Origin of the sequence: Duganella radicis, from assembly GCF_009720825.1 — a bacterium.
Taxonomy (GTDB): domain Bacteria; phylum Pseudomonadota; class Gammaproteobacteria; order Burkholderiales; family Burkholderiaceae_D; genus Rugamonas; species Rugamonas radicis.
Window position 1 is genome coordinate 42,756 of record NZ_WNKY01000002.1, and the last position, 22,540, is coordinate 65,295.

The 22,540-nt window shown below is 65.0% G+C and carries 12 protein-coding genes; 7 read left to right on the forward strand and 5 right to left on the reverse strand.

Annotation, left to right across the window (positions count from 1 at the left end):
• Positions 1-6 precede the first annotated feature (6 nt).
• Positions 7-3,183: a CHASE domain-containing protein gene (locus tag GM676_RS03370; protein WP_155461986.1), complete on the reverse strand. Its 3,177-nt coding sequence runs from the start codon at positions 3,181-3,183 to the stop codon at positions 7-9.
• Positions 3,184-3,414: 231 nt separating this feature from the next.
• Between GM676_RS03370 and GM676_RS32910 the strand changes: the two genes are divergently transcribed.
• From GM676_RS32910 to GM676_RS03385, 3 genes are read left to right on the forward strand one after another with little or no spacing between them, the layout of a single operon-like run.
• Entirely contained in the window at positions 3,415-5,289 is a 1,875-nt protein-coding gene (locus GM676_RS32910; protein WP_371866094.1) for a putative bifunctional diguanylate cyclase/phosphodiesterase, read from the forward strand.
• A gap of 3 nt (positions 5,290-5,292) precedes the next feature.
• Positions 5,293-10,188: a HAMP domain-containing protein gene (locus tag GM676_RS03380; RefSeq protein WP_155461987.1), complete on the forward strand. Its 4,896-nt coding sequence runs from the start codon at positions 5,293-5,295 to the stop codon at positions 10,186-10,188.
• A complete protein-coding gene (locus GM676_RS03385) occupies positions 10,188-11,219 on the forward strand; it encodes a CheR family methyltransferase (protein ID WP_155461988.1) in 1,032 nt (343 codons plus the stop codon). Before GM676_RS03380 ends, GM676_RS03385 begins: the two co-directional genes overlap by 1 nt.
• Here GM676_RS03385 and GM676_RS03390 read toward each other — a convergent pair.
• The gene (locus GM676_RS03390) at positions 11,216-11,833 is read right to left on the reverse strand and encodes a glutathione S-transferase family protein (protein ID WP_155461989.1); all 618 of its coding nucleotides are present in this window, start codon (positions 11,831-11,833) and stop codon (positions 11,216-11,218) included. The genes GM676_RS03385 and GM676_RS03390 overlap by 4 nt on opposite strands.
• Positions 11,830-12,498: a glutathione S-transferase family protein gene (locus GM676_RS03395; protein ID WP_155461990.1), complete on the reverse strand. Its 669-nt coding sequence runs from the start codon at positions 12,496-12,498 to the stop codon at positions 11,830-11,832. Before GM676_RS03395 ends, GM676_RS03390 begins: the two co-directional genes overlap by 4 nt.
• Positions 12,499-12,620: 122 nt before the next feature.
• Here GM676_RS03395 and GM676_RS03400 point away from each other — a divergent pair, with 122 nt between their 5' ends.
• A complete protein-coding gene (locus tag GM676_RS03400) occupies positions 12,621-15,278 on the forward strand; it encodes a M1 family metallopeptidase (protein WP_155461991.1) in 2,658 nt (885 codons plus the stop codon).
• A gap of 381 nt (positions 15,279-15,659) precedes the next feature.
• Entirely contained in the window at positions 15,660-16,340 is a 681-nt protein-coding gene (locus GM676_RS03405) for a YceI family protein (protein WP_155461992.1), read from the forward strand.
• A 119-nt stretch (positions 16,341-16,459) separates the two neighbouring features.
• Here GM676_RS03405 and GM676_RS03410 read toward each other — a convergent pair whose 3' ends face one another.
• A complete protein-coding gene (locus tag GM676_RS03410) occupies positions 16,460-17,089 on the reverse strand; it encodes a LysE family translocator (RefSeq protein WP_155461993.1) in 630 nt (209 codons plus the stop codon).
• Positions 17,090-17,183: 94 nt separating this feature from the next.
• Here GM676_RS03410 and GM676_RS03415 point away from each other — a divergent pair, with 94 nt between their 5' ends.
• Positions 17,184-20,006, forward strand: a complete 2,823-nt coding sequence (locus tag GM676_RS03415; protein WP_155461994.1) for a hybrid sensor histidine kinase/response regulator — start codon at positions 17,184-17,186, stop codon at positions 20,004-20,006.
• Between the two features lie 4 nt (positions 20,007-20,010).
• Positions 20,011-21,396 (forward strand): MFS transporter, encoded by a 1,386-nt coding sequence (locus GM676_RS03420; protein WP_371866095.1) that lies wholly within the window; start codon positions 20,011-20,013, stop codon positions 21,394-21,396.
• On the opposite strand, the gene GM676_RS03425 is transcribed toward GM676_RS03420, so the two are convergent.
• Positions 21,374-22,444, reverse strand: coding sequence for a flavodoxin family protein (locus tag GM676_RS03425; protein ID WP_155461996.1), 1,071 nt, complete (start codon positions 22,442-22,444; stop codon positions 21,374-21,376). The genes GM676_RS03420 and GM676_RS03425 overlap by 23 nt on opposite strands.
• Between the last annotated feature and the right edge of the window lie 96 nt (positions 22,445-22,540).

The window sequence follows — 22,540 nt, forward strand, 5'->3', positions numbered from 1 at the left end:
ATCGCTCTAGCCCGGAGCGTATGCCAGCAGTTCCTGCGCGATATGCTGGTCCAGCACGGCCAGCATGGCGTGCAGTTCGGCCACCAGGCGTTTGGCGTTGCTGGCATCGGGATCGTTGCGCACTTGCTCCAGCGCGTAGCACAGGTTCCCGAACTGCATGGCGCCGACCGCGCGCGCGGCCGACTTGGTGCGGTGGCCCAGTTCGGCCAGGTGGGCCAGGTCTTCGATCGCCAGCGCTTCGTCCATTTCGGCCAGGCCGTCGCGCGCGGAACTCAGGAACAGCAGCGCGTACTTGCGCATCTTGTCCGGCTTGCCGCCGAAGGTTTCAGCCAGCGCGGCGACGTCGAACAGCTCGGCCGGTGCGGTGTCGGGACGGGGCGCGGGCGGCATCGCCGGCGCCACGGCCTGCGACGGGAGCTCGGCGGCGACGGTGGTGGCGTCGGGGATCAGCGCGGCAGGCGGCACGGCCGGCGCGGACGGCGCCATCTGGCGCGGCACGAACACCGGCGGCGACGGCAGCACGGCCACGCCTTGCGGCGCCGAGAAGTACGACGGCGGCGGCGGCGCCGGCTTGCGCATTTCGCTGGCGGCCGCGCGTGCGCGTTGGCTCATCCACTTGGACAGCATATTGAACAGCAGCTTGGGCGCAATCGGCTTGGTCACAAATTCGTCCATGCCGGCATCGAGGCAGCGCTGCTGGTCGTCGCGGCCGGCGTTGGCGGTCATGGCGATGATCAGCGTGGCCGACAGCTTGGGATGGGCGCGGATCAGGCGCGTGGCTTCGTAGCCGTCCATCACCGGCATCTGCACGTCCATCAGCACGCAGTCGAAGCGCTCCTTGAGCAGCAGATCGATGGCCTCCTTGCCGTTATTGGCCACGCACACCGTGGCGCCGGCATCCTCCAGCAGCTCCTGCCCCACCTGCTGGCTGAAGGTATTGTCCTCCACCAGCAGGATGGAGGCGCCGCGTATGCTGTCCAGCACATCCGGCCGCACCGATTCGTCGGTCTGCTGCAAGAAGCGCACGCCCTTGGCCAGGCGCGCCGTGAACCAGAAAGTACTGCCCTCGCCCGGCGCGCTCTCCACGCCCACGCCGCCGCCCATCAATTCCGCCAGCTGCTTGCTGATCACCAGTCCCAGCCCGGTGCCGCCATAGCGGCGCGTGGTCGAGGTGTCGGCCTGGTGGAAGGACTGGAACAGCTTTGCCACCTGTTCCTGCGTCATGCCGATGCCATGGTCCACCACCTCGAAACGCACCATGATGTGGGTGTCGCGCTCCTCCAGCGGCCGGGCGCGGATGCTCACCTTGCCGTTCTCGGAGAACTTGATCGCATTGCTGGCAAAGTTGAGCAGCACCTGCTCCAGCCGCAACGGATCGCCGCGCAACTGGTGCGACAGGCCGGGCCAGATCTCATACACCAGCTCCAGGCCCTTGGCATGCGCGCTCTCGCCCAGCTGGCAGGAGATATTCGACAGCAGCGTATCGAGCGTAAAGTCGAGCACCTCCAGATCCATCTTGCCGGCCTCGATCTTGGAAAAGTCGAGGATGTCGTTGATGATGCCCAGCAGGTGCTGGCCGGAGTGGTAAATCTTTAGCAGGTAATCGCGCTGCTTGGGATGGGTCACCGATTTCAGCGCCAGATGCGCCATGCCGATGATGGAGTTCATCGGCGTGCGGATTTCGTGGCTCATGTTGGACAGGAAGTCGCTCTTGGCCTGATTGGCCGCGTCGGCTTCCTCCTTCAATTTGTGCAACTCCGTCACATCGGTGGACAGGCCGATCACCGCCGTGAACGAACGCCCCAGCTCCACCGGCACCTTGACCGTCCACTGGTGCTGCACCACGCCATCGCGGTCGATGAACTGGGTCTCGCCGGCGCGCTTGACGCTGTCGGCAAACACTGGCCGCTCCAACGCCCACTGGGCGTCGGCCGCCTTGGTCGGCATCAGTTCGCGATCCAGCTTGCCGATGATCTCGTGCGCCGGCAAGCCCATGGACTCGGCCATGCGCGCGTTGACGTACAGGTAGCGCCGGTTCTGGTCCTTCATGTAGACGTGGGCGTCGACGTTGTTCAGCACCGTGTCCAGCAACACGCCCTGCTTGATGGCGCGGCGGCGCGAGGCATACAGCACAAACAGATAACTATACAGCAGCAGCACCCCGGCAAAGCCGGTCAGCGCGGCGATCCACGGGAAGTAGAGATCGAAGCCGGTCAGCAGCGCGTCCTTGCGGACCTGGAACTGCGCCTTCCACAAGCTGCCATTGAAGTCGATCGGCAGCACGGTCTCGAACATGCGCTCACGCTCGGCGGCCGGCACCGGGGGGGCGACCATGGCGCCGGTGTCGTTGAACAGCAGGCGGTCGGTTTTCTCGATGACCAGACGGCGCTGCTCGACATCGGCGCTGCCGTCGGCGTACAGGGTCAGATGCACCTGGCGCACCGTCATCTCGTCGATGGCCCCCTGCACCAGCTTCGGGATACTGAAGCCCGCCCCCACCGACCCCAGATAGGCGGCGCGCCGCTCGGCCACGGTGCCGGCCGGCATGCCGCGGCGGTAGACCGGCAGGCGCACGCCCAGGCCGAAGTGCGGGGTCGGCAAGCGAACGATGATCGGCTGGCCGGAGGCGGCCACCTGGCCGCTGTCGCGCGAGGACGCCAGCATGCGCGCCACCACTGGATTGGCGGCGATGTCGACGCCATGCCGTTCCTCCAGCATCGAAACCGGCTCCAGGTAAGTCAGCACCGCGTACTGCTCGCGGCGGCCGGGCGGCGTGATGTCGAAATCCGGATAGCCCTCGGCGCGCACGGCGGCGACAAAGGCCTCGCGCTGGGCGTCCGTCACCACCGGCGCCCAGGTCAGCGCCTCGATGGCCGGGAAGTAGCGTGGGATATCGAGGCTGTTCACATATTGGCTGAACTGCTTGCGCGAGACATGGTCGGCGGTCTGGAACAGCGCCGCCAGTCCGCGTGTCAGGTCGGAATAGGATTTGATGCGGGCCGAAATGCCATATTGCGTGCTGCGCGCCAGGTTTTCAAAGCGCTGTGCCGCGTCGTCGTCCACGGTGCGGGCGGCGGCGCTGTAGAGCAGCGCGCCGACGCTGGCCGCCAGCATGCAGCCCACGCCCCAGAAAATCAGGCGCGAACGACTGACCGCTTTTCTCCTGTTAGCCTGTTTCAGCATGCAGAGCCGTTTTCAAAATATTTGCACCAACGCAGCATACTATTAATGCCGCGCGGGAACCAGTGAAAGAATTGGTGAGAATTCGGCGACCGGCCAGGCCTCAATCGTGCGCACAGGAAAATTTAGTTCCGATAATATTTTTTGGCTGAGAAAAGCTGGAAGCCGAGTTATTAAAACGATAAAATAGATCGATATTTTTTCCGTCCAAACACGCTACCATCCACCATTGCCGTGCAGATTCCCAAAGTTCTCCTCGTCAACGACGATCAGGCCAGCCTGTATGCGCTGGAAAGCCTGCTGCTCGAAGCAGCCGACCTGCAATTGTATGAACTGATCACCGCCGGCTCGGGCAAGGAAGCGCTGCGCCAGGTGCTGCTGCACGAGTTTGCCGTCATCCTGCTGGACGTCAGCATGCCCGGCATGGACGGCTTCGAGACCGCCGAGGCGATCCACTCGCACCCGCGCTCGGCCGGCACGCCCATCATCTTCATCACCGCCCACTACGCCGACGAGCTGAACCGCCTGAAGGGCTATCAGCACGGCGCCGCCGACTACCTGTTCACCCCGGTGATCCCGCAAATCCTGCAAGCCAAGGTGGGCGTGTTCGTGGAGATGGCCAAGAAGAATATGCAGTTGCGCATCAAGACCGAGGAGCTGGCGCGCCTCAACCAGGATTTGCGCGTGCAGCGCCTGCAAGACCTGGAGCGCATCAACGGCGAGCTGGAACAGGAGATCCGCGAGCGCAAACAGGCGGAACAACTGGCGCACGAGCTGTCCACCCGCGACGCCCTGACCAACCTGCTCAACCGCCGCGCCCTGATCCAGCAGCTGGAGCACGCGGTGGCCACCGCCGACCGCAGCGGCGTCGGGTTCGCGCTGCTGTTCCTCGACCTCGACAAATTCAAGCCGATCAACGACAGCTATGGCCACGAGGCCGGCGACGAACTGCTGCGGCAAGTGGCGGCGCGGCTGACGGCGGCGGTGCGCGTGGCCGACATCGTGGCCCGGCTGGGCGGCGACGAGTTCGTGGTGCTCATCGAGGGCAAGTCGGCGCTGGCCAACGCCGCGCGCGTGGCGCGCAAGATCGAGATGGCCTGCGCCCTGCCGTTCGAGATCGGCGCCCATCGCGTGAAGACGGCGGCCAGCATCGGCATCGCCCTGTATCCGCAGGATGGCGCCAACGCCCAGGCGCTGATGAAAAACGCCGACACCGCCATGTATCACGCCAAGCAAAATGGCGCCACGCCGGTGCAATTCTTCCATGAAGAGCTGAACGTGCGCGAACGGGAACGCGAACGCTGGACGCTGGAACTGCGCAAGGCGCTGGCGGCCAGCCAGCTGGAGCTGCGCTACGAGCCGCAGGTCGATCTCGACACCGGCCACGTGATCGCCGCCGAAGCGCTGCTGCACTGGCGCCACCCGGTGCACGGCGCGCTGGAGGCGGCCCAATTCCTGCCGATGGTGCAGGAACGCGCCCTGCTCGACCGCATCGACGCCTGGGTGATGGGGCAATGCTGCGCGCAGGCGGCGCTGTGGCAGACCATGAGCGCGGCCGGGCAGGAAGCGGGCGCGCCACCGCTGTGCATCTGGCTCAACCTGGCCACGCCGCAGCTGCATGCGGACCTGCTGCAAGTGCTGCTGCCGGCCATGCGCAAGCACGGGCTGGCGGCAGGCAGCATCGGCCTGGAACTGAACGAAAACCTGCTATTGGGCGCCAGCGAGCCATTGGCGCAGCTGTTGACGCAAATGCAAAGCGCCGGCGTGCGCATCGCGCTGGACGATTTCGGCAGCGCGCGCTCGTCGCTGGCGGCCTGCAAGCGCTGGCAGCTCAACACCTTGAAAATCGACCGCGGTTTCATCCACGGGATCGGCAACGACGAAGGCGGCACCGACATCGTGGCCGCCGTCATCCATCTGGCACGCGCGCTGTCGATGCAGGTGGTGGCGCAAGGCGTGGAAACACGCCAGCAACTGGAAGTGTTACAAGAACTGGGTTGCCACACTTGCCAGGGTGCGTTATTTTATCCAGCGCTGCCGGCGACCGGCCTGCTGGAGCAGACCAGCATTGATTTCACCTCACCTACCCTCCTAAGCAACGAGGAATAAGCCATGAATAATATGACCGATTTGGGCGAACAACTGGACGCGAAGCTGCTGTTGTCCACGCTGATGGCGCTGAAAAAAGGAGACTTTTCAGTGCGCATGCCTTCCGACTGGGTAGGCATGGCCGGCAAGATCGCCGACACGCTGAACGACATCATCGACACCAAGGCGCGCATGGTGCGCGAGGTGACGGAGGTGAGCCGCGTGGTGGGGCGCGAGGGCCGCCTGACGCAGCGCGCCGAGATGCCGAATACGGCCGGCGGCTGGGCCACCATCATCAGCTCGGTCAATACCCTGATCGATGACCTGGTGCGTCCGACCTCCGAAATGGCGCGCGTGATCGGCGCGGTGGCGAAAGGCGACCTGTCGCAGACCATGGCGCTGGAGGTGGACGGGCACCCGTTGAAAGGCCAGTACCTGCGGGCGGCGATGACGGCAAACACCATGGTGGAACAGCTGTCGTCCTTCTCCTCCGAGGTGACGCGCGTGGCGCGCGAGGTGGGCACGGAAGGCAAGCTCGGTGGCCAGGCGCAGGTGAAAGGCGTGGCCGGCACCTGGAAGGACTTGACCGACTCGGTGAACTCGATGGCGGGTAACCTGACCTCGCAGGTGCGTAACATCGCCGAGGTGACGACGGCGGTGGCCAACGGCGACTTGTCGAAGAAAATTACCGTGGACGTGCGCGGCGAGATCCTGCAACTGAAAGACACCATCAACGTGATGGTGGACCAGCTGCGCTCCTTCGCCTCCGAAGTGACGCGCGTAGCGCGCGAGGTGGGCACGGAGGGTAAGCTGGGCGGCCAGGCGTATGTGCCGGGCGTGGGCGGCACCTGGAAGGACTTGACCGACAATGTGAACTTCATGGCATCCAACCTCACGGGCCAGGTGCGTAACATCGCGGCGGTGACGACGGCGGTGGCCAACGGCGACCTGTCGAAGAAAATCACGGTGGACGTGAAGGGCGAGATTCTCGAACTGAAAAACACCATCAACGTGATGGTGGACCAGTTGTCCTCCTTCGCCTCCGAGGTGACGCGTGTGGCGCGCGAGGTGGGTACGGAGGGCAAGCTGGGTGGCCAGGCGCAGGTGAAGGGCGTGGCCGGCACCTGGAAGGACTTGACCGACTCGGTGAACTCGATGGCGGGTAACCTGACCGGCCAGGTGCGTAACATCGCCGACGTGACCACGGCGGTGGCCAACGGCGACCTGTCGAAGAAAATCACGGTGGACGTGAAGGGCGAGATTCTCGAACTGAAAAACACCATCAACGTGATGGTGGACCAATTGAACTCCTTCGCATCCGAGGTGACCCGCGTGGCGCGTGAGGTGGGCACGGAAGGTAAGCTGGGCGGCCAGGCTAACGTGTCCGGCGTGGCCGGCACCTGGAAGGACTTGACCGATAACGTGAACTTCATGGCGTCCAACCTGACGGGCCAGGTGCGTAACATCGCCGACGTGACGACGGCGGTGGCCAACGGCGACCTGTCGAAGAAAATCACGGTGGACGTGAAGGGCGAGATTCTCGAACTGAAAAACACCATTAACGTGATGGTGGACCAATTGTCCTCCTTCGCCTCCGAGGTGACGCGCGTGGCGCGCGAGGTGGGTACCGAAGGCAAGCTGGGCGGCCAGGCCTATGTGCCGGGCGTGGGCGGCACCTGGAAGGACCTGACCGACAACGTGAACTTCATGGCGTCCAACCTGACGGGCCAGGTGCGTAACATCGCGGCGGTGACGACGGCGGTGGCGCGCGGCGACTTGTCAAAGAAGATCACGGTGGACGTGAAGGGCGAGATTCTCGAACTGAAAGACACCATCAACGTGATGGTGGACCAATTATCCTCGTTCGCATCCGAGGTGACCCGCGTGGCGCGTGAGGTGGGTACGGAAGGTAAGCTGGGCGGCCAGGCCAACGTGTCCGGCGTGGCCGGTACGTGGAAGGACTTGACCGAGAACGTCAATCAGCTGGCGGCCAACCTGACCAACCAGGTGCGCGCGATCGCGGAGGTGGCGACCGCCGTGACGCGCGGCGACTTGTCGCGTTCCATCCAGGTGGAAGCGCGCGGCGAGGTGTCCTATCTGAAGGACAACATCAATGAGATGATCCGTAACCTGAAAGACACCACGCTGAAGAACGCCCAGCAGGACTGGCTGAAGACCAACCTGGCGCGCTTCACCCGCCTGCTGCAAGGCCAGCGCGACTTGCAGGCGGTGACCAAGCTGATTCTGTCGGAGCTGGCGCCGCTGGTGTCGGCGCACCACGGCGTGTTCTACATGATGGACTCGCAGGAGTCCGATGCCCGCCTGCGCATGATCGCCAGCTACGGCTACCGTTCCAGCCGCAAGCTGCCGACCTCCTTCCTGCCGGGCGAGGGCCTGGTCGGCCAGTGCGCGCTGGAGAAGGTGCGGATCTGGCTGACCGACGTGCCGCGCGATTACATCGTGGTGTCGTCCGGCCTGGGCGCGGCGCCGCCGACCAATATCGTGGTGCTGCCGATTCTGTTCGAACAGCAGGTCAAGGCGGTGATCGAGATCGCCTCGCTGGACCGCTTCACCGAAACCCACTTGTCCTTCCTCGACCAGCTGATGGAATCGATCGGCGTGGTGCTGAACACCATCGAGGCGAACAGCCGTACCGAGTCGCTGCTGACGCAATCGCAGTCGCTGGCGCAGGAGCTGCAACAGACCAACCAGGAGCTGGCGGAAAAAGCGCGCCTGCTGTCCGAGCAGAATATCGAGGTGGAACGGAAAAACCGCGAGGTGGAGCAAGCCAAACTGGCGCTGGAGGAAAAAGCCACCCAGCTGGCGCTGTCGTCGAAATATAAGTCCGAGTTCCTGGCGAATATGTCGCACGAGCTGCGCACGCCGCTGAACTCGCTGCTGATTCTGGCGCAGCAGCTGGGCGACAACCCGGACGGCAACCTGTCCGGCAAGCAGGTGGAATTCGCCAAAACCATCCACGGCTCGGGTTCCGACCTTCTGACCCTGATTAACGATATTCTGGACCTGTCGAAGATCGAATCCGGCACCGTCACATTGGACGTGTCGGAGTACCGCTTCCAGAATCTGCGCAATTACGTCGACCGTACTTTCCGCCACATGGCGGAGGCCAAGCATCTGGGCTTCTCGGTGGAGCTGAAGGACAATCTGCCGACCGCCATGATGACCGACACCACGCGCTTGCAGCAGGTGCTGAAAAACCTGCTGTCCAACGCCTTCAAGTTCACCACCCACGGCCAGGTGTCATTGAGCATCAGCCTCGTGACCAGCGGCTTCACCAGCGACCACCCCAACCTGCTGCATGCCGATGCGGTGCTGTCGTTCGCGGTGTCCGACACCGGCGTCGGCATCGCGGCCGACAAGCTGCAACTGATCTTCGAAGCGTTCCAGCAGGCCGACGGTTCGACCGCGCGCAAGTACGGTGGTACCGGCCTGGGCCTGTCGATCTCGCGCGAGCTGGCGCGCCTGCTGGGCGGCGAGATCCGGGTGGAATCGGTGGTCGGCAGCGGTTCGACCTTCACCCTGTTCCTGCCGTACAACCGCGCGGGCTTCATCAACTACGACATGGTGCGCGCGCCGCAAGTGCGGCTGCCGACCCCGACGCCGCAAGTGGTGTATTCGCCGCCATCGCAGGCCGATCACATCGATCACGATTTGGTCAATCTGCCCGAGCTGGAAGCGGACCTCGATGAATACAGCGGCAGCGACGACCGCGGGCTGGTCGCGCCGGGCGATCCATCGGTGCTGATCATCGAGGACGACGAGCGTTTCTCGCAGATTGTGCTGGGCTTTGCGCGCGAGAAGAACTTCAAGGGCATCGTCACCATGCAGGGCGACTCGGCACTGAGCCTGGCGCGCGACTACCTGCCGTCGGCGATCTTCCTCGATCTGGACCTGCCGGATATCGATGGCTTCACGGTACTGGACCGCCTGAAGCGCGATCCGAGCACGCGCCATATTCCGGTGCATGTGATGTCGTCGCTGCGCGAGCGCGAGCGCGCGCTGCGCCTGGGCGCCATCTCTTACCTGAACAAGCCGATCAGCAAGGAGGCCTTGCAGGAAGAGTTCAGCCGCATCCAGAAGTTCCTGTTGGGCGGCAAGCGCAGCCTGCTGGTGGTGGATGACGAACAGGCGCAGCGCGAGTCCATCATTGCGCTGATCGGCGATAACGACATTCACATCGTGGCGGTGGAAACCGGCCAGGCGGCGCTGGATGCGCTGCGCGAGCAGCACTTCGACTGCATGGTGCTGGATTTGACGCTGCCCGACATCAGCGGCTTCGATCTGCTGGACATCATCGGCAAGGATGAATCGCTGCGCGACGTGCCGATCGTGATCAACACCGCGCGCGATTTGAACCGCAAGGAAGTGGCCAAGTTGAAGCGCTACGCCAAGACCATCGTGGTCAAGGATGCGCGTTCGCCGGAGCGTTTGCTGGACGAGACGGCGCTGTTCCTGCACCGCTCGCAGGCCAGCCTGCCGGAAGCGCAGCGGCGCATGCTGGAGGAGATTCACGCGGCCGAAGGCGGGCTGGCGGGACGCAAGGTGCTGATCGTCGACGATGACTTGCGCAATATCTTTGCCTTGTCCTCGCTGCTGGAGCGCCAGCAGATGCAGGTGCTGTTCGCCGAGAATGGACGCGACGGCATCGAGGTGCTGGAGCGCGACCCGACCATCGAGATCGTCCTGATGGACATCATGATGCCGGAGATGGATGGCTACGACACCATGCGGGCGATCCGCCGCATCCCGAAATTCAAGTCGCTGCCGATCATCACCCTGACCGCCAAGGCGATGAAGGGCGACCGCGATAAATGTATCGCGGCCGGCGCGTCGGACTACATCACCAAGCCGGTGGATGTGGCGCAGTTGCTGTCGCTGATGCGCGTGTGGTTGCACTGATGTCGTCGATCCTCGCCTCCATCAAAGCCGCCCTGACCGGCGCCACCGCCGCGAATGGCGACCGGGCGGACGCTGGCCCTGGCGCCGGGCACGGTACGGGACCGGACGCCACGCCGCGCGACGCGGCGGTCGACGGCAGCGCCTCCGGCCATGGCGCCGGGGGGACGCCGCTGATCGTCTCCGCCGGCGGCGCGGGGCGGCGCCATTCGCCATCCTCGGTCGAGGAACTGGAGCTGGAGCTGCTGCTGGAAGCGCTGTTCCAGTGCCACGGCTACGACTTCCGCGGCTATGACCGCGCCGTGGTCACGCGCAAGGTGCAGGCCCTGCGCGCGCAACTTGGCCTGGCCACGCTGTCCGCCCTGCAATCGCGCATCCTGCACGACGACGAAAGCTACAACGCCCTGCTGCGCGCGCTCTACGTCAATCCGGCGCTGATGTTCGACAATGCGCTGGAGGTCTCGATGTTGCGCCTGTCGCTGGGCGCCGGCCTGCATGGCGTGGCCCTGCCGCGCGTGTGGCTGGCCGACTGCGCCGGCGCGCAGCAGGCATGGACGCTGGCCATCCTGCTCGACCAGGAACAACTGGCGCCGCGCACCGAAATCCACGCCACCGTCGCCAGCGACGCCATGCTGGCCGAAGCCCGCCAGGCCAGCCTGCCGATGGCACGCCTGAGCGAGCTGCAAGCCAACTACGTGCGCAGTGGCGGCATCGGCAAACTGATCGACTATTTCGACGTCAGCGCCGACGGCCTGCACGCCGTGCTCAAGCCGCACCTGAACAGCCGCATCACCTGGGCCCAGTACAACCTGGTGACCGACGCCTCCTTCAACGAATTCCAGATGATCCTGGGCCAGCGCGCCCTGCCAGACTTCGGCCCGGCGCTGCGCAAGCGCGTGCTCCAGCTGTTCGACGACAGTCTGGCGCCATTCGGCACACTGGCGCTCGACCGCCCGCTGGACGACCACGATCCGCTGGCGCGCCACTACAAACCGCTGCTGGCGCACCAGTCCTGGTACAAGCGCATCGCCTAGACATCCGCACTGGGCCGCTCGGCGATGCGGTCGCGCCACGCCTGCAAATGCGCCATACCCTCCTGTCCCGGCCGGAACTTCATCAGGCCGCGCCCGAACTCCAGCGCGCAAAATGCCGTGATGTCGGCGATGGTGAAGCGCTGCCCGGCCACGTAGGGTTGCGTGGCCAATACCCGATCCAGCCAGCGCGCCGTTTCGCGCATCTTTTCCCCCTGCGCCGCGCCATAGTCCGGGAACTGCGGCTGCTCCAGCGCCGCCAGTCCCGGATGCGTATGGCGGATGCAGTTGGCGATGCCATAGAACAGGTGCAGCTCGACGCGCCGGTCCGCCATCTCGATGAAGGCGCGTTCGTCGTAGCCTTCGCCCATCAGATTGGGCTCCGGCGCATACCCCTCCAGCCAGGTGCAGATGGCGCGCGTTTCGCACAAAATGCGGCCGTCGTCCAGCTCCAGCGCCGGCACCCTGCCAAACGGATTGCGCGCCAAATAGTCGGCGCCGCGCTGCTCGTTGGCGCCAAGATCGATCCGCACCTGCTCGATTTGCAGGCCTTTCTCGGCCATGAACATGGCAACGCGGCGCGGGTTGGGCGCGCGGTGGGCGGTATAGAATTTCATCGCGATTGCCCCGTCTCCAGCATGGTGCGCACGGTGGTGGGATCGGTGCGTTCGGCGCGCGGCGGCAGTAGTATCCCGCGCTGCACCGCCGGCCGCGCGGCGATCGCCGCCAGCCAGCGCCGCAAATGCGGCAAGTCGTCCACCGATACGCCCGACCAGTCATGCGTGTGCACCCACGCCCAGTTGGCGATATCGGCGATGGAGTATTCGCCGGCCAGGTACTCGTGCTGCGCCAGATGCGCGTCCAGCACGCGGAACAAGCGCTTGCTCTCGCCCTGATAACGGTCGATGGCCGGCTGTATCTTCTCCGGGAAATAGCGGTGGAACACATTGGCCTGCCCCATCATCGGGCCGACACCGCCCATCTGGAACATCAGCCATTGCAGCACCCGCGAGCGGCCCTTGACGTCGGTGGGCATCAATTCGCCGGTCTTCTCCGCCAGGTAAATGAGAATGGCGCCGGATTCAAATACGGCGAAATTGTCCTCGCTGCGGTCCACAATGGCCGGGATGCGGCCGTTGGGGTTCAGCGCCAGGAACCACGGTTCCTTCTGCTCGCCGGCCGACAGGTCCAACGCGTGCAGCGTGTAGACCAGTTCCAGTTCTTCCAGCGCAATGGAGATTTTATGGCCGTTGGGCGTGGCGGCCGTATACAGGTCGATCATGTCTCTGCCTTTATATCCGGTGAAGTAGCCAAATCATATCCCCATTTGGGATTTGACAGCGCCAGCGCTTCGCCTTAGATTGATTGCTTGCCCACGAGGCCACACAACAAAAAAGGATAAGCATGCAACGCAGTCTGATTTCGCTCGCCGTGTTGGCGATGCTGGGTTTGTCCGCCGGCCTACCGCCCCTGGCCGCCGCCGCTCCCGCCGCCCAAACCGCGCAAGCCACCACTCAACTGCCGCGCAGCGCCGCGCCGACGCACTACGCCGTCTCGCTGGTGCCGGATGCCGCCAACGGCAGCTTCAGCGCCAGCGTCACCATCGCGCTGGACATCAAGCAGGCCACCGGCAGCCTGACACTGAACGCGGCAGGGCTGAAATTCAGCGCCGCCGCCATCAGCGCCGGTCCGGGCCAGCCGGCGCAGGCTGCCAGCAAGATCGAGGTCGACGCAAAAAATCAAACCGCCACCTTCCAGTTTGCCGAGCCGCTCAAACCGGGCAGCTATCAGTTCAAGCTTGATTACACCGGCGTGATCGGCACCCAGCCGGCCGGCCTGTTCTCGCTCGATTATGAAAACGGCGGCGTCAAAAAGCGCGCGCTGTACACCCAGTTCGAGGCGGCCGACGCGCGCCGCATGATCCCGTCGTGGGATGAGCCCAACTACAAAGCCACCTTCGCGCTGGAAGCCACCATCCCGGCCGGACAGACCGCCATCTCCAACATGCCGGCCGCTTCCACCACCAAACTTGCCGACGGCCGCGAACTGGTGCGCTTCGCCACCACACCGAAGATGTCGACCTATCTGCTGTTCTTCGGCCTCGGTGAATTCGACCGTGCCACCGCCGTCGAACAAGGCGTGGAACTGGGCGTGGTGACACAGAAAGGCGCGCTGTCGCAGGCGCAATTCGCGCTCGACACCTCGCGCGCCGTGCTCAAGGAATACAACGACTACTTCGGCGTCAAGTACCCGCTGCCAAAACTGGACAACATCGCCGCGCCGGGCCGCAGCCAATCCTTCGGCGCGATGGAGAACTGGGGCGCCATCTTCACCTTCGAATACGGCATGCTGCTCGATCCGCGCACCGCCACCCAGTCGGACAAGGAACTCACCTTCATCTTCGCCGCCCACGAAATCGCCCACCAGTGGTTCGGCGATCTGGTCACCATGTCGTGGTGGGACGATTTGTGGCTGAACGAAGGCTTCGCCTCGTGGATGGAATCGCGCACCACCAACCGCCTGCAACCGTCATGGAACTGGGCGCTGCGCGCCGTCGGCACGCGCGAAACCGCGATGGAGCGCGACGCCCTGGCCACCGCCCATCCGGTGGTGCAACGCATCAGCAACGTCGATCAGGCCAGTCAGGCCTTCGACGATATCACCTACCAGAAGGGCGAGTCGGTGATCCGCATGCTGGAAAACTACGTCGGCGAAAACGCCTGGCGCGCCGGCGTGCGCAGCTACATCGCCAGACATGCTTACAGCAACACAGTCTCCAACGATTTGTGGCGCGAGATCGAAAAGGCCGCGCACAAGCCGGTCACCGCCATCGCGCATGACTTCACGCTGCAACCGGGCGTGCCGCTGATCAGCGTGTCGGAAGCGGTCTGCAAGAACGGCAAGACCAGCGTCCAGCTGACGCAGGGCGAATACAGCAAGGATCCGGAAAACAAGAAACCGCTGAACTGGCGCGTGCCGGTGGTGGCGCACACGGTCGGCGGCGCGACGGCGCGTACGGTGGTCAGCGGCGGCAAGGCCGGCATCACGCTGCCCGGTTGCGGCGCGGTGCTGGTCAACGCCGGCCAGGCCGGCTATTACCGCGTGCGGTACGCACCCAGGGCGTTTGCGGCGCTGGCGCAGGGCTTTGCCGCGCTGCCGGCCATCGATCAACTGGGCCTGCTGTCGGACAGCTGGGCGCTGGGACTGGCCGGCCAGGCGCCGGCCGCCGGCTTCATGGAGCTGGTCCAGCGCGCGCCGCTCGACGCCGCGCCGGAAGTCTGGGAGAAGATCGCCGAGGTGCTGGCAGACCTGCGCGATCACTACCAAGGCAAGCCGGAACAGCGCGCCGCGCTGGATCGCTTTGCCAGCGCGCGCCTGAAGCCGGTGCTGGCACGCATCGGCTGGGATGCGGCCCGGGACGAATCGGCGTCGGTGGTCAATCTGCGCGAGACCCTGATCGGCGCCTTGGGCAAGGCCGGCGACCCGGCGGTGATCGCCGAAGCGCGTCGCCGCTATGCCGACGCCGCCACCGATCCGGCCGCGCTGCCGGCAGCGCTGCGCCGTCCTGTGCTGTCGGTGATTGCCGCCAGCGCCGACGCCGCGACATGGGAGCAGTTGCACGCCAGCGCCAGGGCCGAGCAATCGAGCATGACGCGCATCGAGCTGTATCAGTTGCTTGGCGCGGCGCGCGACAAGGCGCTGGCACAGCGCGCGCTGGATCTGGCGTTGACCGATGAACCGGGGGCCACACTCGGCGCGTCCATCATCAGCAGCGTGGCCGCGCGCCATCCGGAGCTGGCCTTCGATTTCGCCCAGGCCCACTATGCGCAGGTGGAAGGCAAGGTGGAAGCCGGCTCGCGCAGCCGCTACTTCCCTGCCCTCGGCAAGTACTCGGCCGATCCGGCCATGGTCGGCAAGCTGCAAGCCTACGCCAGCAAGTATCTGGCCGAGGATGCGCGCGGCGACACCAACACGGCGATTGCCGCTGTCGAGTATCGCATCAAGGTGCGCAACCTGCGCCTGCCGCAGATCGACGCCTGGTTGGCGCGACACGGCGGCTGAGCGGGCGCGCAAAAAAAAACCAGCATCTTCGTGAGAGGATGCTGGCAGCAAAACGCTCGAGAGCGTGGGGATGTCCTGCTGTCCGCGGCTATCGTGCCTGCTGGACGGAATCTGTGCCGGGCTTGTGCGGTCCGGCAACCGGGCGCTGGGCTTAACCTCGCGCTATGGGTGCTACTTTGCCACCGATCGGCAAGCGCAGGCTTAGGACTTCATTAAAGAAGCTTAAAGGTGGGGAAATTGAGGGGTGGTGCCGGTGTTTCAGGCCACCGGCCAGCCTGCTGAGCTATGCTGCGTGGTATCCCGTATCATCCTGGATATGGGGCCAACGCGAGCATGCTGTCGCCAGCGCAAGCGATGATAATTGGACAATATGACGGCCAAATGACGCATCTGAAAAAACCTCTCGCCGCAGCCATCGCCTTGTGGGTGCTGGCCGCCTGCTCGCAGCTGCCGCCGCCGGCCGCGGCGCCCGCGCCAACCGTCGCCGCAGCGCCGCCGGCCGCACCGGCACCGCTGCCAGATGCCGGCCCGCTGCTGCACATCGACACCGCGCGCTCGCTGATCGCGGTCACGGTGCGGCGCGGCGGCGTGCTGGCGCGGCTCGGCCACGATCATGTGGTGGCCAGCCATGCCATCAGCGGCACGGTGTCGCCATCGCAAAACCGCGCCGATTTCACGTTTCGTCTCGATGAGATGAAAATCGATGAAGCGGATCTGCGCCAGATCGCGGGTCTGGACAAGCAGCCGTCGGCCGACGCCATCGAAGGCACGCGCCACAACATGCTGACCAAGGTGCTGGATGCCGAGCGCTATCCGGTGGTGAGCGTGCACGCGCAACGCGGCGCCGCTGGACAGCCGCTGCAAGTGGCGATCACCCTGCACGGCGTCACGCGCACGCTGGCGATTCCTGTCGCGCTACGCGAGGAAAACGGCGCCATCACCGTCAAAGGCACGGTCAATCTCAAACAAAGTGATTTCGGCCTGACGCCCTTCTCCGTCATGGCCGGCGCCATGTCGGTGCAAGACCAGATGGAACTGCGCTTTGAACTGAACGCCAGATAAAAAAAAGCCCGCGGCACTTTGTAAGGCGCGGGCTAAAGGTTTCAAATCGGGAGAGACTTGAAAGAGCAGGGACAGTATCGCAACCGTCCATGACGCCCTGATGACAGAACAAACTTTTTTTAACGTGCGATGATCAGGCGCAGTCCGAGGCCGACGAAAATGGCGCCAGCCACGCGGTCCATCCACTTGCCGGCGCTTGGCGTGCGGTTGATCCACGCGCCCACCGCGCCGGAGAAATAGCCGAGCAATCCAAACAGCACAATCGCCTGCAAGGTAAACAGCAGGCCCAGTTGCGCCGTCTGCCAGCTGGCGTCACCGCGCTCGGCCACCACAAACTGCGGCAGGAAGGACAGGAAGAACAGCACCACCTTCGGATTGATCGCATTCGCGAACAAACCCTTGGTGAATAATTTACTCAGACTTTCATCCGGCAAGCCCGCACCTTCCACGCGCGCGCCGCCACGGCTGCGCAAGGCGCCGTAGCCAAGCCAGATCAAATAGGCGCCGCCCAGCACCTTCAAGGCGCTGAACGCCAGCGGCGAGGCCTTGATCAAGGCGCCCACGCCCAGCGTGGCCAATACCGTGTGACTGAGGCAGCCCAGCGCGCAACCGAGGCCGAACATCATGCCCTGGCGCCGGCCGCGCGACATGCCGACGCTCAGCACCATCAGGTTGTCCGGGCCCGGCGAAATGGTGATCAGCAGCGCGGCGCTGAGAAAGCCGATGAACTGTTCTGGCGAGATTAACAAGATAGTTTCCTCGTGCGTAAAACTACCATCATACCAAATGGTTACTTTCTCGTTTAAAATGAACTTTTACGGACAGTCAGTGCATGGACCACGAATGAGCGACGCGAGTACGATCCACAGCATCACTGCGCACTTGCATCGCTGGGCCCTGCTCCTGCTGCTTACGCTGTTCGTGGCGGCGCCGCTGCACGCGCAGACGGTGGCACTGTCGAACGGCAGCGTCGATCTGGCCAAGGCCGGTCGCTTGTACATCGATAGCGGCGAGCCTTATCCGCTCAACGCCGCCGGCCTGCCGGCCATGCTGGCGTCGCTCAAGCCGGCGCATAAAGTGAATCTGCTGGGCGGCAGCTATTGGCTATACGCGGAACTGCTCAACGACAGCCGCCAGCCCGACTGGGTGCTCGATCCTAACGACACCCTGATCGACATGGTCGACATTCAGGTCTATGGCGAGGATGGCAGCATTCGCCAGATGCTGACCGGCTACCGCCAGCCGCACTCCTATCTTCTACACTACGGCAAAGACCTCGACCTGCAACCGGGCTTGCGCTATCACGTGCTGATACGCTTCTCCAGTCCCTACTATGCGCGCACGCCGGTGTTCTCGGTGCTGCAACGGCCGGCCTACCAGCAACTGGTGGCGAACGAGAACGTGCTGATTATCGGCTCGATCGGCGCGCTGCTGGCGCTCACGGTGTTCAACTTCTTCATCTACTCGATCACGCGCGACCGCTCCTCGCTGTACTACTCGATGTATGTGCTGTGCTACGCGGTGGCCTGGGGCATGACCTTCCACCTGTCGGCCGACATGTTCGGATGGCATAACCTGCACTGGCATTACGTGCCCTTCTTCCTGCTGCCGGTACTGAGCACGCTGTTCTACACCACCTTCCTGCGACTGGAGGAAACCGCGCCGCGCCTGTATGCGCTCAGTCGCGTCAACATCGTGCTGCCGCTGGTGACGCTGCCGAGCTGCTTCCTGGCGCTCAGCTATGCGCACACCATCGCCACCATCGTGATCACCATCTGGATGACCACGGCGCTGGCGAGCGGCATCATCGTCTGGCGGCGCGGCTACCAGCCGGCGCGCTTCTTCGTGCTGGGTTTTGTGGCGCTGATGATCCCCGGCCTGCTGATCCTGCCGGCCAACGTCGGCCTGATTCCGGCGGTGGTAACCAATGCGCAGCTGTTCACGCTACTGGGCGGCACGCTGGATGGCGTGCTGCTGGCGTTTGCGCTGGCCGACCAGATCCGCCTGCTGCGCAACAACCTGGAACAGCGCGTGAAGGAACGCACGGCCGAACTGACGGAAGCGAAGGAGCACGCGGAAATCGTCAGCCGCCACCGCATCGACTTCCTGTCGGCCATGAGCCACGACATCCGCACGCCGCTGGCCGGGGTGATTGGCATGATCAAGTTCGCCATGCGCGACCAGTCGGTGCGCGGCCGCACCGAAGAGTATTTGCGCATCGGCTTGCAGAACAGCGAATCGCTGCTGGCCATTCTCAACGACATTCTGGATTTTTCCAAGATCGACGCCGGCCGCCTGTCGATCGAAACCGTGGACTTCGACCTGATCACGCTGGTGGACGATGCGGTCGGCATCATGCAACAGCAGGCCGACGCCAAAAGCCTGCTGCTGCGCTACGAGCTGGCGCCGGACCTGCCGCGCTATGTGCGCGGCGATCCGACCCGCCTGCGCCAGATCCTGCTTAACCTGCTGGGCAACGCCATCAAGTTCACCGACCGCGGCGAAGTGCGGCTGGACGTCTCGGCGCTGCAAACGGCGGACGGCCGCACCAGCGTCAGTTTCGACGTGAGCGACACCGGTCCCGGCATCCCGGCTGGGACGTTGCCACGCCTGTTCAAGAAATTCGAGCAGGCCGACCACTCCACCACGCGCCGCTACGGCGGCACCGGCCTCGGCCTGGCCATCTGCAAGGAGCTGGTGGAACTGATGGGCGGCTCGATCGCGGTCGAGAGCCGGGTCGGCGCCGGCTCCACCTTCAGCTTTACCCTGCCGCTGCTGATGGGCGCCGCGCCGCTGGCCGATCCTGAGCTGCTGCCGCGTAAAACGCACCACGCCTACCGCCTGCGCGTGCTGTGCGCGGAGGACGTGCGCACCAACCAGATCATCGTCAGCACCCTGCTGGAGGGCATGGGCCACGACATCCGCATCGTTGAAAATGGCTTGCAGGCGCTGCACGCGCTGAGCACCGCCGCCTACGATCTGGTGCTGATGGACGGCCGCATGCCGATGATGGACGGCGAGCAGGCGGCGCGCCTGATCCGCGCCGGCGGCGGTGAAGATTACCGCGTGCTCGATCCGGACATTCCCATCATCGCGCTGACCGCCAACGCCAGCGACCATGACCGCGCGCGCTATCTGGCGGTGGGCATGGACGGCTTCCTCAGCAAGCCGGTGGACGAGCGCCTGCTGTACGATCAGGTGGAAAAAGTCATCGCCCAGCATCTGAGCCGCGGCCGTCCGTTGCGCCCGACCGACGCCGCGCGGCTGGCGGCCGAGCGCGAGGCGATGCTGGATCAGCAGTTCGGCGTGGCATCGGCATCGGCGGCGACATCGGCGGCGGACACGGTGCGGATCATGCCGCTGGCCGGCCTGTCGCACAAGCATATACAGCGCATCACGCAAGCCTTCCTGGATGAAGCGCCGCGCCGCCTGGAGACCGCGCGCGCGGCCGTCGCCGCCGGCAACAGCGGCGCGGCGACGGCGGCCATCCACGCGCTGAAAGGCAGCGCGGGCTATCTCAATTCCACTCACCTGCACTCGCTGTGCCACGCCATGGAAGCCGCCGCCAACGCCGGCGACCTGGCCAAAGTCACCGATATGCTGCCCGGCGTGGAGGCGGCGCTGGACAAGGCCTGCGCCGACCTGCGCGGCGCGGCGGCCGCTTGAACTCATGAATATGACAGAAGACACACTTTCAACCCGCGACGGCCTGCCGCCCGAGGCGCGGCGCCTGGCCATGCTGTCGGTCGCCATCGGCGTCGGCATGGCGTCGCTCGATACCGCCATCGCCAACACCGCCCTGCCGGCAATCGCCGACCAGCTGCGCACCACGCCGGCGGCCTCGGTGTGGATCGTCAATATCTACCAGCTGGCCATGGTTGCCACGCTGTTGCCGTTCGCGGCGCTGGGCGAAGTGATCGGCTACCGGCGCGTGTGCATCTTCGGCCTGGCCATCTTCACCGCCGCCTCGTTGGCCTGCGCGCTGGCGTGGTCGCTGCCCTCGCTGGTGATCGCGCGTTTATTCCAGGGCGTCGGCGGCGCCGCCATGATGGGCGTGAACACCGCCATGGTGCGCACCATCTTCCCGGCGCGGCTGCATGGCCAGGGTTTCGGCCTGAATTCGCTGGTGGTGGCGGTGGCGTTCGCGGTCGGGCCGACGGCGGCGTCATTGATATTGGCCGCCGCGCCCTGGCCCTGGCTGTTTGCCATCAACGTGCCGCTGGGCGTGATCGCCGTGCTGCTGGCGCGCCGCGCCCTGCCGCACTCGCCGCGCGCCAGCCACACCATCGACGCGCCGACCGCCATTCTCAACGCGCTGGCCTTCGGCATGCTGATCCTCACCTTCGGCGAGGGCGCGCACCAGCAAAGCTGGCACACACTGCTGCCGGAACTGATCGCCACAGTGGTTTTCTTCGCGCTGCTGCTGCGCCGCCAGGCCGGCCACGCGGCACCGATGCTGCCGGTGGACTTGTTCAAGCGGCCGCTGTTCACGCTGTCCGCGCTGACCGCCGTGTGCACCTTCGCGGCGCAGGGACTGGCCTTCGTCTCACTGCCGTTTTATTTCGAGCACACGCTGGGGCGCTCGCCGATTGAAACCGGCTTCCTGATGACGCCATGGGCGGTGCTGGTGGCGGTGATGGCGCCGATCGCCGGGCGCCTGAGCGACCGCTATTCGCCCGGCGCCCTGGGCGGCATCGGTCTGGCGCTGCTGTCGTCCGGGCTGGTGGCCATGCTGATGCTGCCGGCGCAGCCGACCGCTTTCGATATCGGCTGGCGCATGGCGTGGTGCGGCATTGGTTTCGGTTTCTTCCAGGCGCCGAATCTGAAAGCCATCATGGGCAGCGCGCCGCCGCACCGCGCGGGTGGCGCCAGCGGCATCGTCGCCACCGCACGCCTGCTGGGCCAGGCCACCGGCGCGGCGCTGGTGGCCTACTGCTTCACACTGTCGTCCACGCGCGGCACCGCGTATGCGCTGATACTGGCGGCGGCGTTTGCCGGTGTGGCCAGCATCGCCAGCTTCTCGCGGCTGGCCTTCACTTCGGCCGCGCAGGCTTGATCGCGGCATCGGGCTTGGCCAGGTGGCCGTCGCGCAGCTGCCTGACGGCGACGGCCAGCGCGCGCGCCACATTGCGCACCTCCTGCTGGAAGGCCTCATCCTTGTCCAGCACCGCGTGACTGTCGGCATACGATTCGTAGTAGCCGAGGTAGCGGTCCAGCGCCGATTGCTGGCCGGCGTCGACGAGTCCCATCCAGTTCAGCCAGTCGGCCAGATTGCGGCGCAGGCTCTCCGCGCCGGCCACGTCGCCGTGCACCACCAGCCCGTAAGCGCGGCCGGCCAGATGCTTGGGATAGTCCCAGCCTGCCAGTTCCAGCGCCTTGGCTTCCTCAGGCTTCTTCCCGTGGGTGCTGGTGGGATCGGGATTGCCGCCGTCCGCGCACACCAGCCGGTCGATCATCAGCTTGAGCGGGGACGGCGCCTGATACCAGTACACCGGCGTCAGGATGATGACGCCGTGCGCCGACACCCATTTCTCGTAGATTTCCGCCATCCAGTCATTGGTCTGGCGCTCAGCGTGATTGGGATAGCAGCTGCACGGCCAGTGGCACAAGGGCATGGCGGTCGAGACGCAGCCCTTGCAGGGATGGATGTGCAGGTCGTACGCGGAGGTCAGCAGGCTCAGATCCAGCACATCGGTTTCGATGCCGGCTTCGGTCAGCGTCTGCTGCGCCCATAGGCTCATGCGCCAGGTCTTGGAGACTTCGCCGGGACAGGTGCCGTCGTTGCGCGCGGCGCCGATAATCAGCAACACGCGCGATGGCGTTCGCGGGTCCTGCTGTCGCCGCTGTGCGGCCAGCAAGCGGTCGCGCGTGGCCTTCCATTCCACCGACAGGTCGTAATCGGGATCGGCAAATTCCGGTCCAGCCTTTTGCGTGACCGGCGCCTTGCGGCCGGCATCGTAATTGCGCCACGCGACCTCCTCCACCTGCGCCAGCGCCGCCTTCACCGGCTCGAACGCCGGATCGAAAAACGAACGCATGAATTGCAGGCGAAACTCCTCGCGCCCAAGCGGCGCCGGGGCCTGCCCTTTTCTCACGTCTGCCATATCACCTCCTGTGTTACCCCAGCTTGACACGCCAGTCCACGCCACTCCGTTCGCTGACGCACACTCCTACAAGGCCACGGCGCGTGCTCCTACTCC

Coding starts and splice junctions, on each gene's coding strand:
- GM676_RS03370 (WP_155461986.1), bottom strand. CDS start 3,183: ATGCTGAAACAGGCTAACAGGAGAAAAGCGGTCAGTCGTTCGCGCCTG.
- GM676_RS03380 (WP_155461987.1), top strand. CDS start 5,293: ATGAATAATATGACCGATTTGGGCGAACAACTGGACGCGAAGCTGCTG.
- GM676_RS03385 (WP_155461988.1), top strand. CDS start 10,188: ATGTCGTCGATCCTCGCCTCCATCAAAGCCGCCCTGACCGGCGCCACC.
- GM676_RS03390 (WP_155461989.1), bottom strand. CDS start 11,833: ATGAAATTCTATACCGCCCACCGCGCGCCCAACCCGCGCCGCGTTGCC.
- GM676_RS03395 (WP_155461990.1), bottom strand. CDS start 12,498: ATGATCGACCTGTATACGGCCGCCACGCCCAACGGCCATAAAATCTCC.
- GM676_RS03400 (WP_155461991.1), top strand. CDS start 12,621: ATGCAACGCAGTCTGATTTCGCTCGCCGTGTTGGCGATGCTGGGTTTG.
- GM676_RS03405 (WP_155461992.1), top strand. CDS start 15,660: ATGACGCATCTGAAAAAACCTCTCGCCGCAGCCATCGCCTTGTGGGTG.
- GM676_RS03415 (WP_155461994.1), top strand. CDS start 17,184: ATGAGCGACGCGAGTACGATCCACAGCATCACTGCGCACTTGCATCGC.
- GM676_RS03420 (WP_371866095.1), top strand. CDS start 20,011: ATGAATATGACAGAAGACACACTTTCAACCCGCGACGGCCTGCCGCCC.
- GM676_RS03425 (WP_155461996.1), bottom strand. CDS start 22,444: ATGGCAGACGTGAGAAAAGGGCAGGCCCCGGCGCCGCTTGGGCGCGAG.